Raw genomic sequence first — 13,372 nt, forward strand, 5'->3', positions numbered from 1 at the left:
CACGGCTTGACCTTGCTCTCTGATCCCGGACCAGGCGGTAAAGTATGAACCGACCTGGAGGGACGAGAATGGCAAATCGAACGAGACGGCGGTTTTCGCCGGAGTTCAAGGAGCTGGCTGTTGCGCGGCTGTCGGAGGCCGGCGCCTATGGCATCGTGGCGGCAGAGCTGGGTGTCACGGTGACGCAGCTGAAGACCTGGAAGCTCGAGCTCGATGCTGCCGGCTCAGCGGCAGCGATTGCAGCTCGAAGCGCAAAGGCGGCCGAATTGGTGCAGCTTCGCCGCGATAACAAGCGGTTGAAGGAGGAGGTGGAGATTCTTCGCAAGGCCTCGGCTTTTTCGCTCAGTGGGCGGCGAAACCGTCAAGGCCAAGCTCGCCTTTATCGTCGCCCATGCCGCTGAACACGCCGTCCGCCTTCTCTGTCGGGTGCTCGGCGTTGCGCGGAGCTGGTACCACGCTTGGCAGCGTGCCGGCCCTCAAAGAGCCGAGCGCGCTGCAAGGCGTGCGGAGTTGGTACAGGAGATCCGTGGGATCTTCGAGGCCAGCAAGCGCCGCTACGGGGCGCCGCGGATCCATGCCGAGCTGCGCGATCGCGGCCATCACCTCTCGAAGCGGATGGTGGCCAAGCTGGATACCCGCAAGAACCCTGCTTTGACGCTGAACTGGCCCCCATTTCGACCGGACACCCGGCGTGAGCAGGGAGGCTTGGGGATATCCCCAGGCACAGGCTGATGTCGTAGAACGACCCACGCATTGAGGTGATCAGCGGGGCGGGCCGCCGCCGCCACTGGCCGATCGAGGAGAAGCTGCGCCTTGTCGAGGAGACGCTCCAGCCCGGCGCGACGATCTCGGCTGTGGCACGGCGCAATGGCGTCGCGCCGAACCTGCTGTATCGCTGGCGCCGTCTGATGACGGAGGGCGGCGCGGTGGCGGTTCAGGCAGACGACGGGGTGACGGGCAACGCGGAGGTCCGCAAGCTCGAGGAGCGGGTGCGCGAGCTCGAACGCCAGCTTGGCCGCAAGACCCTCGAGGTTGAAATCCTCAAGGAAGCCCTGGCGAAGCGCCGGGCATAGAAACCGACCTTGCTCGCGCGGTCGCCGCTGCCCGGACTGAACGAGGCCGGTTCGCTGTGAAGGCCGTCGCTGACACCCTCGGCGTCTCCCGGTCGAACCTGGCGGAGCGGTTGAAGCGAGGCGCAAAGCCGCGGAGCGCCTATCAGAAGGCTGGCGACGCGGCGGTCCTGCCGCGTATCCAGCGGCTTGTGGGCGCCCGCCCGACCGACGGCTATCGCCGCATCACGGCCCTCTTGAACCGGGAGCTGGCGGCGGCGGGCGAGCCGCCTGCCAACCACAAGCGGGTCTACCGGCTCATGACGTCGCGCAGGGGCGGGCGCGCAGCGTCGCACGGGCTGCTGCTCGAGCGGCATTCCGGCGACCGCCCGGGCCGCACGCACGACGGCAAGGTCGTTGTCATGCGCTCCAATCTGCGCTGGTGCTCGGACGGCTTCGAATTCGCCTGCTGGAACGGCGAGATCGTCCGCGGGGCCTTCGTCATCGACGCCCACGACCGCGAGGTCATCGCCTGGCGGGCCGTCATAGGCGGAGGGATCAGCGGCTCCGACGTCCGGGACATGATGCTCGAGGCCGTTAAGGCCCGCTTCGGCACGACCCGTGCGCCCTCGCCGATCGAATGGCTGTCGGACAACGGTTCGCCATACACCGCGAAGGACACGCGCCGCTTCGCTGGCCAGCTGAACGCCTCTATCAACCTCGCGCCCTGGCCAGTTCCGTGATTCACTGAGCCATCGGAGCGGATGCAGGCGGGTATGGCGCGGCAGCCGGGACTGTTCGACATGGATGAGCGGCTGCGGCGGCTGCGCGACATCGGTGACCAACTCGAGGCATTCTCGGTGGCGGTCGACTTCGAGATCTTCCGTCCCGGGCGCGATGCGGCGCTCGCCTGCGGCGACGGCGCGAAGGGGGGCCGGCCGCCGTTCGATCCGGTGATGATGTTCAAGATCCTCGTCATCCAGGCGCAGAACAATCTCAGCGACGACCGCGCCGAATTCCTGATCAATGACCGGCTGTCGTTCATGCGCTTCCTCGGGCTCGGTCTGACCGACAAGGTGCCCGACGCGAAGACCATCTGGGCCTTTCGCGAGCGGCTGATCCGGGCCGGCGCGATCGAGCGGCTCTTCGCCCGCTTCGACGCCGCGATCCGCGAGGCCGGTTACATCCCGATGGCGGGCCAGATCGTCGACGCGAGCCTCGTCTCGGCGCCGAAGCAATGCAACCCCGAGGCCGAGAAGGCCGAGATCAAGGTGGGCCGCATCCCCGAGGACTGGCAGGACAAGCCGGCGACGCTCCGCCAGAAGGACCGGGATGCCCGCTGGACACTGGTCTTCGGAAAGGCGCGCGAGCGCGCCGACGGGACCCGCCACGCCGACATCGCGATCCCGGTGTTCGGCTACAAGAGCCACGCCAGCATCGACCGCCGCCACGGCTTTATCCGCCGCCGGGACGTCACCGACGCCGCGGCGCATGACGGGCGCATGCTCCGCCGGGGGCTCCTCGATCGGAGCAACACCGGCGCCACGGTCTGGGCCGACAGCGCCTACCGATCGAAGGCGAGCGAGGCGTTCATGGAGAAGCACGGCTTTCGCAGCCAGGTCCACCACCGCAAGCCGCGGGGCCGGCCGATGGCGCCTCACATCCGGCGCGGAAACGCCGCGCGCTCGGCGGTCCGGGCCGCCATCGAGCACGTCTTCGCCCACCAGAAGGGGCCCATGGACCTCTGCATCCGCACCGTCGGCATCGCACGGGCAAAGGCGAAGATCGGCCTCGCCAACCTCACCTGCAACATCCGCCGGCTGGTCTTCCTCGACCGGCGACACGGCCACGCCTGACGGCACCGAGCCGGAAAGCAGCACGCGACGAAGAACCGCCCGCTGCCGTGCGACGGCGCCCACCCAAGGACCGCACAAATGACCTTTCCCCTCGATCAGGGCCGCGCATAACTGGGATTCTCCGGTTGATTGGTTGCGGTGAGCGTCGGCGCGGAGCGCACAAGAGGCTCAGGCGACGGCGCGGCGTTGGTTGCCAGGAACTCCTTGGGTGACAAATGGCCGGGCGCCGAGTGGGGGCGCTCGGTGTTGTGGTGGTGGCGCCATGCCGTGATTTCCTCTCGGGCATGACGGAGCGAGCGAAACCAGTGCAGGTTGAGGCACTTGTCGCGGAGCTTGCCGTTGAAACGCTCCGCGAAGGCGTGCTGGACAGGCTTGCCGGGCCCGGTGAAGCGGAGCCGGGCACCGGAGCGCTCCGACCACTCGAACATCGCCCGGCTGGTGCCCTCGGGGCCGTTGTCGAGGACGATCTCCCCGGGCAGCCCGAAGCGCCTGCCCGGCTCGTCGAGATATCGCGCCGCGCGTGCGCCGGAGATCGAGAGGTCAATGATCTGACCAGGGCAGACACGGCTGTGGTCGTCGACGATGTCGAGCACCCGGAGCCGACGATGATCGGCGAGCTGGTCGCTCATGACGTCGGGAGACCAGCGCTGCATCGGCCGTTCCGGCACCCGGGGCGCAATCCGGTCGCGACGGGGAAGCTTGCGCCGCGTCTTCGTCCTGACCTGCAGGCCTTCGGCGCAGCGGAGGCGCCAGGTCCGTTTGCGGTTCGTCGCAAGCCCTTCCCGGCGCAGCATGGCGTGTGGGCGCAGAGAGCCATAGCGCCGGTTCTCCGAGGCCAAGGTCCGCATTCGCTCGAGGACATCACCGTCGTCGCGGGCGCCGGGGCGATACTGCTGCACGGAGCGCGAGAGCCCCACGATCCGGCAACTCCGCCGCTCGCTCAGGCCCAGTTCGTCCATCAGGAAGCCCCCGGCTTTGCGCCTGGCCATGGGCGTCACAAGCTTTTTGCCAGGAGCCCTTTCATGGCGGACATGCCGAGCACCTGGTCGGCGACGATCCGCTTCAGCCGGGCATTCTCGGCTTCGAGGACATTGAGCTACTTCGCATCTGACGCCGCCATCCCGCCGAACGTCTTCCGCCAGGAACAGACCGTCGCCGTGCCGATGTCGTGCCGGCGGCACGGCTCATCGACCTTCGCCCCCGCCTCGTTCTCCTTGATGACCGCGATGATCTGTTCATCGCCGACCCGGCTGCGCTTCATCGGGCATCCTCCTTCGTCCATTCAAAGGTAGAAAATCCCAGCTAGACACCTGCAAGAACTCTGCTTTGGCGCTCGGGTTGAGTGCGTTGGGACCGCTATCCGGCATGGAATGCACCGGACTGGCGTGAGCCCGGGCGGGTTTTCTCGCCACCGAGCGGACTCATCCCATGGCGTGCCGGCGTTCGTGGAAGATCAGGCGGCCCATGTTGTAGGCGATGTTGGCGAGGGTCAGTTTCGCCTCGGCGCGCGCGAGGCCGATGGTGCGGATGAAGAGGCCGTAGCGGGGTTTCTGATGGGCGAAGGCGTGCTCGACGGCAGCGCGGATCGTGAACTTCCTGGCGTTGGCCCGCGCCATGTGCCTGGGCATCGGTTTGCCCGCAGGCTTGCGCCGGTGGATGCGGCTGGTGATCATCCGCTTCGCGAGCCATGCCTCGTTTCGCTATAACCGGCAGGCACTGTCCGCCCAGACCTCCGAGCCGGTGTTCTACCGGCTGACCAGACGCCGGAGCTGCCGGCCGTCGGCGGCCGAGGCCGCGGTGACGGCGCTTTCCCGGATGAAGCCGCAGCGCCGGTCGATCGAGATGTGGGACTTGTACCCGAACACCGCCGCCGCGATCATCGGCAGGGGGGTCCCGTCCAGGCGGTACCGGACCTTTCCGCCGATCTTCAGCGTCCAGCGCGCGTTCGTGTCTTTCTGGGCGGCCTTGTTGGGCTCGTCGGGCCAGATCTCGGCGGCCGTCTTGCGGTCCTTGATCGCCGCCTTCTCGGCTTCGGTGTTGCGCCGCTTCGGCGCCGGCACGAGTGAGGCATCGACGATCTGCCCGGCCATCGGGATGTATCCGTTCTTCCGAAGCTGACAGTCGAAGGCCTTCATCACGCGCTTCAATGTGCCGGTCTCGGTCAAGCGGTTGCGGACGTCCCGCAGGGGCGCGCGCGAAGCGTGAGAGGATGGTGTTCTCGTCCGGCGTGGGCGCACCGAGATCGAAGCCCAGAAACCGCATCCACGAGAGCCGGTCGCAGATCATGAACTCCATCCGGGCGTCGCTGAAATTGTGCTGCGCCTGCAGGATCAGCGCCTTGAACATCGAGGCCGGATCGAACGGGGGGCGGCCACCCTACGAGCCGTCGCCATGGCCGAGCCCTTCGACCAGCCGGGGCCGAAAATGCTCAAAATCGACAGTTGCCTCAAGCACCTCCAGCGGATCGCCGTCCTTGCTCAGCCGCTCCAGATGCTCCGAGAGCCCGAACGGTCCCGTCTGCCGCATGATGATCCCTCCCGATCCGTCGGGATCAGTGAACCACACCGCGCCAACGGCCGGTAGGTACTTGCGGGCGTCCACTTGATGACGATCTCTTCCGGCTTGTGTCGCTTGCGAATTCTCGGGTCCTACCTTTCTCCAATCACAAAGGTGGAGCAATCCGGATGGGGCCGATCAATCCTGATCACCATTAAAGGGAGCATCCGCGACTTGACCGAGCTGCTCGCCTGCGACGAAGCGCTGGCAGCGGCCATCCTCGATCGGCTACTGAACCGTTCGAACCTGCTCGAAATCAAGGGCCGCTCATAACGGCTCAGGGACCCCGAGGGCATCCTGAAAAAGAAAGCGCCTGAGCCACGCGGTGCGCTGAAGGTCGGGCGTGCGCAGACCCTTGCGGTCCGCGCGCTCGGTCGGCCACTGTTGCGCGACAGCGTCCGCAAGACTGGATGTCGCCTCAAACCGCGAGTCTGGATGTCGCCTGACAGATGTCATGGCAGGTCATTTCCCGAGCCAGCCTTCGTCCAACCTGAACGAACTGCCGAACCGCCCTCGCTGGCGAGCTTCCGGTTGAGCATGCCCGCGATCATGACGACATCGCTCAGTGACTGGCCCTGCACGTTGACATGGCCCTTCATCTCGGCACTGGCCCGGTCGGGGTCCCGGTCACGGATCGCCTGGAGGATACGGCCATGCTCAGCATAGGAGTCGGATATCCGGCGTGCCTGATGAAGCTGAATGCGCCGATACGGGCTAAGCCTGCGCCGCAGAAAGCGCGTCTGTCCTTCCAGATAGGAATTGTGGCTGCCCATGTAGATCGCGTCGTGGAAGGTGACGTTGGCATCGTAGTATGCGTCAGGATCGACACTTTCGACATATTCGAGGCAGCGGGCGTGAAATCGCTCGAGATCCGTCAGTTCCTCCGCGCTCATTCTGCGGGCCGCAAGCCCGGCGCACATGCCTTCAAGCTCAGCCATGACCTCGAACATCTCGACGATTTCGGTGACGGCAATCTGGGCCACCTCGGCCCCGCGATTGGCCACGGTCGCGACCAACCCCCGCGCGACCAGAATGCGGATCGCTTCGCGCACGGGCGTACGCGAGGATCCGAAGCGCTCCGCCAGCCCCCGTTCGTCCAGCTTCTGACCCGGAAGAAGAACGCCGGTGACGATATCATGCTCCAGATCGCGGGCGATCTGTTCGCAATGCGTGCGGCGCGATGGATCGGTTTTGTGGATCATGCCTGATATCGTCCAATTGTCTCTGCAGGGCTTTTCGATCGACTGGGTGCCGGTCGCATGGCCTAGAGCGTCTCCTTGGCCCGGCGCAGTTGCCGCACGGTGGCATAGACCGTGCCGATGACGAGAATGGCGCATATTGCGATGAAGGTCGCAGAGACCGGACGCGTCACGAAGGTGCTGAAATCCCCCCCGGCAATCAGGAGCGAGCGACGAAAATATTCCTCCAGAAGGGGGCCCAGCACAAAACCGAGAACGACAGGGGCCAACGGGAACGCGAAATAGCGGCACATCAGTCCGAACAGTCCGAAGCCGGCCACGAAGAAGATGTCGAATATATTGTTGTTGACGCTGTAGGTGCCAAGACAGACCAGGACTACAATGCAGGGCACCAGAACATTGAAGGGGATCGAGAGAATCCGCACCCAGAGCCCGATAAACGGGATGTTCAGAACAAGCAGAAACAGGTTGCCGACCCAGAAGCTCATGATGAGCCCCCAGAACAGCTCCGGTTCGTTGACGACAAGCCGCGGTCCCGGTGCGATACCGTGCACGATCAGGACCGTCAGCATGATTGCCATGGCGGGGCTGCCTGGAATGCCGAGCGTCAGGGTCGGGATGAAGGCGGTCTGATCGGCGGCATTGTTTGCCGACTCGGGGGCGACCAGTCCCTCAACTGCGCCCTTGCCGAACCTCTCGGGTTCGCGGGAAAATTTCTTTTCGGTGGCATAGGCCATGAAGGAGGCGATCAACCCGCCGGTTCCCGGCAGGGTGCCGAAGAAGGCCCCGACACCCGCCCCGCGCAGCAGCGGCATGCGCGAGCGCTTCATGTCATTGCGGCTGGGCAACATGCTACGCAAGGAGATCTTCTCGATCTGGCGGGAATGATCGACCGAGCCCGGGATCTTGCGGATAATCTCGGCGATGCCGAACAATCCCATGGTCAGAGCCACCAGACTGAGGCCGCTGAACAGCTCGAGAACGCCGAAGGTGTAGCGCTGCACACCCGAGTTGACGTCCATACCGACAAGCCCGAGCATCACGCCGACGACCACCATCGCCACACCCTTCATCGGTGTGGAATCCGAAATGACCGAGGCCGCCAGCATTCCCAGGATCATCAGCGAGAAATATTCCTGCGGCCCGAACTGCAAGGCAAAGGATACGATCAGCGGAGAGAAGGCCATCATCAGGGTGATCCCCACGGTGGCCCCGAAGAAGGAGGCTATGGTCGTCAGAAACAGCGCCGCGCCCGCGCGTCCCTGCTGCGCCATCGGATAGCCTTCGATCGCGGCTACGGCATTGGCCGGGGTGCCAGGCAGATTCAAGAGGATCGACGCGGTCGAGCCTCCGTAGGTCGTGCCGTAGAAGATGCCGGCCAGCATCACCAGGCCCGGCAGGGGGTCGAGGTGATAGGTGAACGGAAAGAGCAGTGACAAGGCGACCAGGGTTCCGACACCGGGGATCAGCCCTAGAACCGTACCCAGAAGTACGCCAATGAAGCAGTAGACCAGCCCCTCCAATGTGAGAGCATTGGCAAGCCCGATGGATATATTTGCAAACAGCTCCGACATCAGGACAACATCGGCAATTTGAACAGGGGCAGGTTGCTGCCCAGCATCACGTCGAACACCAGGACCGCAAAGACGCTGAGAGCGACCGAGACAGCCAGATACCGCGCCGGGGCGAAGCGGCCGTCGGCCAGGCTGGTGAGCAGCACCGACACGAAGATCGCGGGCAGAAGTCCAAGCATTGCGAAGCTGACCGCGAAGGCGATGATGGATGCCAGCACCAGGGCCGCAGAGCGCAGAAGACCCTGCTCCGAGGCTATTTCGCGCGTGCCATCGCGGAAGTCGGCAACCGTGATCACGAACCCGAGCAGCATCAGCGTCCCCCCTGCCATCACGGGAAACATGCCCGGACCCATGCTGCGGATCGAACCCATGCGGTAGTTAAGATACGCGTAGAGGGCATAGGACAGCCCGAACATGACAAGGACCGGCCCTCCCAGCTTGTGCATATGCGGCCATGCTCGTTTCATGGGTCTCACGTCGCCTCCAGAGCTGAAAGGATCCTGTCCCGCGTGATCGGCAGCGACCGGATGGGAACGCCTAGTGCAATAGAGGCCGCATTGCCGAGGGCTGCGGCCACCGGTCCCTGAGCCGCCTCGCCAGCGCCGGATGGCGCAGCGTCGCTGTCGAAGATGTGAACCTCGATCTCCGGAACTTCGCTGAACTTCAGAATCGGATAGGATTCCCAGTCGTTATTCTCAATCGTTTCGGGACCGAAGATCACTTGTTCTTTCAGCGCCCAGCTCGTCGCCTGAACCGCGCCGCCCTCGATCTGGTTGAGCGCGCCGTCCCGGTCGATCACGCGACCCATGTCCACGCCGATATGCAGACGCTTTACAGAAACCTCGAAATCGATTTCCACCTCCGCCACGCAAGCGCAGTAGGCGCCGAGGTTCTTGTAGCGGGCGACCCCGCACCCCACGGCCCGCCCGCTTCTCCTCGCGGCACGATAATCCGATCGCTCCAGCACGTCTTCCAGAACGGCGCGCGCACGGTCGTCCGACAGGTTGCGCAGCCGAAACTCCGCCGGGCAGATACCTGCCTCCACGCTGATCTCATCCATGAATCTCTCGATGGCAAAGACATTGCCAAAGGCCCCAAGCGACCGCAGCGATGAGGTGCGCACCGGATTGGCGAGGATCCTATTGCTGGAGACTTTCACGCTAGGAAAGTCGTAGATTGGAACCGAATTGCGTTCGGCTGCCCCGCCCGTCCGAACCGGCGTGTTGATCGAGACGTAAGGCCGATGGTCCGGCGACAACTCCGGGCCGGCCCGCAGGGTCGGCTCCGGGGTCCGGCCTGGACGAGCGACATGGCCGTTGCTCCAGATCTCGTGCGACCACCATGTGATCCGGTTGTCGTCGTCGACCGTGGCCTCGAGATCAATCAGCATGGCTGCACCAAGGGGCCCGTTGGTCAGTTCGTCTTCCCGCGTCCATTGCACGCGGATCGGTAGACCCGGCCGCATGGTGGCAAGAACCGCGGCGTCCAACGCCGCGTCATCGGCCCCATTGTGCCCGTAGCAGCCCGCCATTTCGACATGTTGGACTTCGATGGCACTCTCATCCATTCCAACGATGGTGGCAATTTCGCGTCGCAGGTGAAAGATGCCCTGCGAATGAGACCAAACCCGCAATCTGTCCTCTTTCAGCCATGCGAGCGCACAGGACAGCCCGATCGAGGCATGGGCGATGAACGGTTTGGTATAGCGCGCCGAAACCTGCCGGCCGTTTCCACGCGTGCCGACGCCCTTGGCTAGAACGGTGCTGCGTTCAGCCTCGCTTTTCGGGTAAAGGGTTTCGATGTCGTTCAAGATCCGAAGATCGGTCTCGAAATCGCGATCGACACGTTCGGCCAGCCTGCGGGCGAATGCGTGGGCCAGATCTTCGGTTTCGGCGATCACGGCAAGAAAATTGTGCCGTTGGACTATCTCGATCAATCCCGGCGCCATCATCTCCGACAGATCTTCGGGAAGAACCAGCCTATTGTGCTGAGCGGGGTGGCGCACGACCGTTGCGTGGCGCATCCCCGGCAGAACCATGTCCGGCAGGTATGATTTCCGGCCGGTGAACTTGTCGCTTGAATCCGCCTTTTTCGCGCTGAAGCGCCCTGTCCCGGGCCAGGGAGAATGGAGATCCACCATATCGACATCGAGGTCGACATCGCCGCGCGCGCTCCAATAGCTGCCGAGCGGCCTGCCGCCGGCAAGAAAGTGCCCGTCTTCCACCGTGATGGCGTCCGGTTCGCATCCCGCCGCTTCGGCGAACCACGCGCGATGAATCTCGCGCAGCTGCGAACAGGCCCGCATCAGAGTGGTGCCCGCCTGGCTGATTGAGTTGCTGCCCGAGGTAATTCCCTCGTTGCGGCTCGTGGTGGTGTTCGGGGCTGCGATCCGGACCGCGTCCAGGGAAATGCCAAGCTCTTCAGCCGCTATCACGCGCAGCGCGTGATGCAGCCCCTGGCCGATCTCGACCTTGCCGGTCAGGACCCGAACCACGCCGTCGCCAGACAGGTCAATCAGCGACGACAATGCGTCTGGATTGCGGTTGTCGGCTGTTTTCGTCATGCCATCGTCTTGCCTGAGTGCGATAGCCGATCGAGCGCGCGGATCACTCGAACATGTGCCCCGCAGCGGCACAGGTTGCTATCAAGCGCCGCGATCAACTTCTCTGTCGAAGCTTGCGGATCGGCTTCCAGTTCGGCCGTGACCGTCACGACAATCCCCGACATGCAATAGCCGCATTGAGCCGCGTTCTCGGCCGACAGTGCCTGTTGCACAGGGTTCAACCCGTCATTCGGCGTCAACCCCTCGACAGTCCTGACGTCCGCCCCCTCGAGAGACCAAAGCGGCGTGTCGCAGGAATTGACGGCCCTTCCGTTCACGATCACGCGGCAGGCGCCGCAGATGCCCTGTCCACAGCCATATTTTGAGCCTGTCAGGGCGAGCTCATCGCGTAGATAGAAGAGCAATGCCCGCTTGAGATCGCCCTCCGCCTCGCGCGTCTGTCCATTGACGGTAAAGTTGACGCGGTCGGTCATGGCCCTTGGATTTCCTCGATGAACTCGGCGAAGATTCGCGCCATCTGCGGTTCGGCGGCGACCCATTCCGCCTCGTCCCAGCTGTCCAGCAGGTCGTCGTCGGGCCGCTGCGGCACGACCCCTTCATGCAGATCGCAACGAGGCAGGATCTTCGAGACAGCACGGGCCGATGCCGGGGCATGAACCACATCGTTGCCGGCAACCAGGCAAACCGGCAGATCAAGACTGCGCAGCTGAGCCTCGCTTGCGCCCAGCATGGGCGCGTCGGCATCCTTCGCAAGGGACGCGCTCCACCTGTCCATGATCGCCAAGAACGCATCGCGGTCGAAAGTCTCGATATACGTACGGTTGGCCGGTTCCGCCGCGATCGCCTCGGCGAAATCCTCGGCCCTGGCAACTGCGGCCATCCCTTCCTCGCGGGCCAGTGTCGCCAGGTCGGTGAAGTATTTCTTGACCAGCCGTTTGGCCGCCACCGCGCCGCCCGTCAGCCGCCAGAGCAGCACAGCGCGCACCGTTTCAGGATATTTCAGGGCGAAGGCCACGGCCATCCGCGCGCCCGAGGACGACCCGCCCACGACCAGCGGTCCGGTGCCAAGCTTATCGGCCAACAACTTGAGATCGTCGGCCCAAAGATCATGTTCGTTCTGGGTTTGGGCGAACCAGACGCTGGTCCGCCCGCAATTCGCGCGGTCATGCAACAGAACGCGGAACCCCCGCTCTGCCAGGTCCCTGGACAGGTTGACCAGTTCCTGGAAGTTGCGCCGGCTGCCCGGGCTCAGCGCGATCCAGGGGCCGCTGTCGCCAATGACCTCATAGTGAAACCTGCGCTCTCCGAGTTCTATAAAGGACATTCACCTGCCTCCGGAAATGGCCGGCGCCGGCGCGCCCGACCCTTCATTCAATCGGTCACTGAACTTCCAGCGTTCCGCTGTCGATAAGTCGCTGCACGCGCGCTTCCTCGTCAGCCATGTAGGCCTCGAACTCCGCCACGGTGCCGCCCAGGGGGTTGAGCTTGCTGAAGATCGTGCCCTGAAGGTCGGGCGCTGCGATGGCGTCGTTCATGTCCGCGTTGATCTTCTGCACGATCGCGTCCGGCGTTCCCTGCGGAACCACGATCGCCAGCCAGACCGAGGCATTCGCGCCCATGATGCCCTGCTCCTCAAGCGTCGGCACGTCCGGGAGGGCCTTGTGGCGCTTCGCACCGGCGACGCCGAGAACCTTGACATCTCCGCTCTCGATCAGACCGGCCGCCGTAACGGGGGTGCTGTACATCCCCTGGATGCTGCCGCCCAGAAGGTCGGTGATGGCCGCGCCCGAGCCGCTATAGGGCACGTGCGTGATGTCTATGCCAGCAGATTCCTTGAGCAGTTCCAGCGTCACATGCGGGCTGCTGTTGACGCCCGACGAGCCCCACAGCACGGCGCCAGGGTTTTCCTTGGCATAGGCCACAAGCCCGGCCATGTCGTCCGCCGGGAAATCGGAGCGAACGATGGCGATCTGCGGCATCTCGCCAATCAGGACGACAGGCTTCAGATCGCTCGGCTCGTATTCCACGCTGGCGGAGAGCATGGGCGCGAGGATTGCCGGGCCAGGGTTCACCACGAGCATGGTGTATCCATCCGGCTCCGACGTCACCAGCGCCGTGCCGCCTACGGACCCGCCGGCCCCAGGCCGGTTCTCGGCGATCACCTGCTCGCCCCAGGCCGCTGAAAGCTTTTCTGCGAAGGCACGGGCCACGGGGTCGGTCGATCCGCCGGGCCCGAACGGGATGATCATCGTGACAGCGCGGCTCGGATAGTCGGTGGCGTCCTGGGCGGTCGCGACGCCGGGCGCGATGGCGACGGCGCCGGCCAGAGTGAGGCCAAGGGCCCCGGATTTCAGGATGCTGCGGAGCATTGTTTTTTTCCTCCCTTGAATTGCACCCAATTGCGAGCAATTTGGCATGCACATAAGTGCTTACAAAAAACTTTCTGTCAACGATTTCGTTTCGATGGCCAACTCCGCGCTGAAAGAGAGAGGCGCGTCGCTTCCAACACGATTGAGGCGACATGCGAGTGACGAGCCAGGGCGACACCCAGTTTTGCGGGCTGCCGCCTCCGGCG

The 13,372-nt window shown here is 64.4% G+C and carries 12 protein-coding genes and 2 pseudogenes; 4 read left to right on the forward strand and 10 right to left on the reverse strand.

Translation table 11 applies throughout. The annotated features are described in order from the left end of the window. Nucleotides 1–68 precede the first annotated feature (68 nt). The 4 genes and pseudogenes from QSJ97_RS23490 (at nucleotide 69) to QSJ97_RS23500 (ending at nucleotide 2,905) form a co-directional block, all read left to right on the forward strand. Nucleotides 69–401, forward strand: a complete 333-nt coding sequence (locus QSJ97_RS23490) for a transposase (protein WP_285674869.1) — start codon at nucleotides 69–71, stop codon at nucleotides 399–401. Between the two features lie 25 nt (nucleotides 402–426). Continuing rightward, nucleotides 427–732 carry an IS3 family transposase gene (locus QSJ97_RS25125; protein WP_352231142.1) on the forward strand — a complete coding sequence of 102 codons (306 nt, stop codon included), beginning with the start codon at nucleotides 427–429 and terminating at the stop codon, nucleotides 730–732. A gap of 20 nt (nucleotides 733–752) precedes the next feature. Next, nucleotides 753–1,753 (forward strand): annotated as a pseudogene (locus QSJ97_RS23495) (IS3 family transposase); the annotation flags it as partial. 72 nt (nucleotides 1,754–1,825) lie between these two features. Further along, nucleotides 1,826–2,905: an IS5 family transposase gene (locus QSJ97_RS23500; protein ID WP_285674870.1), complete on the forward strand. Its 1,080-nt coding sequence runs from the start codon at nucleotides 1,826–1,828 to the stop codon at nucleotides 2,903–2,905. A gap of 95 nt (nucleotides 2,906–3,000) precedes the next feature. Here the strand turns inward: QSJ97_RS23500 and QSJ97_RS23505 are convergent, their stop codons facing one another. From QSJ97_RS23505 to QSJ97_RS23555, 10 genes and pseudogenes are all read right to left on the reverse strand, one after another. Beyond that, nucleotides 3,001–3,894: an IS3 family transposase gene (locus tag QSJ97_RS23505; protein WP_285674872.1), complete on the reverse strand. Its 894-nt coding sequence runs from the start codon at nucleotides 3,892–3,894 to the stop codon at nucleotides 3,001–3,003. Between the two features lie 107 nt (nucleotides 3,895–4,001). Next, nucleotides 4,002–4,166 carry a transposase gene (locus QSJ97_RS23510; RefSeq protein WP_285674873.1) on the reverse strand — a complete coding sequence of 55 codons (165 nt, stop codon included), beginning with the start codon at nucleotides 4,164–4,166 and terminating at the stop codon, nucleotides 4,002–4,004. A gap of 160 nt (nucleotides 4,167–4,326) precedes the next feature. After that, a pseudogene (locus QSJ97_RS23515) lies at nucleotides 4,327–5,431 on the reverse strand (transposase). A gap of 482 nt (nucleotides 5,432–5,913) precedes the next feature. Next, nucleotides 5,914–6,663: a GntR family transcriptional regulator gene (locus QSJ97_RS23525; protein WP_285674878.1), complete on the reverse strand. Its 750-nt coding sequence runs from the start codon at nucleotides 6,661–6,663 to the stop codon at nucleotides 5,914–5,916. Nucleotides 6,664–6,725: 62 nt separating this feature from the next. Further along, nucleotides 6,726–8,234: a tripartite tricarboxylate transporter permease gene (locus QSJ97_RS23530; protein WP_285674879.1), complete on the reverse strand. Its 1,509-nt coding sequence runs from the start codon at nucleotides 8,232–8,234 to the stop codon at nucleotides 6,726–6,728. Then, nucleotides 8,234–8,701 carry a tripartite tricarboxylate transporter TctB family protein gene (locus QSJ97_RS23535; RefSeq protein ID WP_285674880.1) on the reverse strand — a complete coding sequence of 156 codons (468 nt, stop codon included), beginning with the start codon at nucleotides 8,699–8,701 and terminating at the stop codon, nucleotides 8,234–8,236. The genes QSJ97_RS23530 and QSJ97_RS23535 overlap by 1 nt, the downstream gene beginning before the upstream one ends. Before the next feature lie 5 nt (nucleotides 8,702–8,706). Beyond that, on the reverse strand, nucleotides 8,707–10,797 hold the full coding sequence (locus QSJ97_RS23540) for a xanthine dehydrogenase family protein molybdopterin-binding subunit (protein WP_285674882.1): 2,091 nt from the start codon (nucleotides 10,795–10,797) through the stop codon (nucleotides 8,707–8,709). Then, nucleotides 10,794–11,270, reverse strand: a complete 477-nt coding sequence (locus QSJ97_RS23545) for a (2Fe-2S)-binding protein (RefSeq protein ID WP_285674883.1) — start codon at nucleotides 11,268–11,270, stop codon at nucleotides 10,794–10,796. The genes QSJ97_RS23540 and QSJ97_RS23545 overlap by 4 nt, the downstream gene beginning before the upstream one ends. Then, nucleotides 11,267–12,121: an alpha/beta fold hydrolase gene (locus QSJ97_RS23550; RefSeq protein ID WP_285674884.1), complete on the reverse strand. Its 855-nt coding sequence runs from the start codon at nucleotides 12,119–12,121 to the stop codon at nucleotides 11,267–11,269. The genes QSJ97_RS23545 and QSJ97_RS23550 overlap by 4 nt, the downstream gene beginning before the upstream one ends. Nucleotides 12,122–12,176: 55 nt before the next feature. Further along, the gene (locus tag QSJ97_RS23555; RefSeq protein ID WP_285674886.1) at nucleotides 12,177–13,166 is read right to left on the reverse strand and encodes a Bug family tripartite tricarboxylate transporter substrate binding protein; all 990 of its coding nucleotides are present in this window, start codon (nucleotides 13,164–13,166) and stop codon (nucleotides 12,177–12,179) included. Between the last annotated feature and the right edge of the window lie 206 nt (nucleotides 13,167–13,372).

The sequence above is a fragment of the Paralimibaculum aggregatum genome (assembly GCF_030270585.1).
GTDB classification, from domain to species: Bacteria; Pseudomonadota; Alphaproteobacteria; order Rhodobacterales; family Rhodobacteraceae; genus Thermohalobaculum; species Thermohalobaculum aggregatum.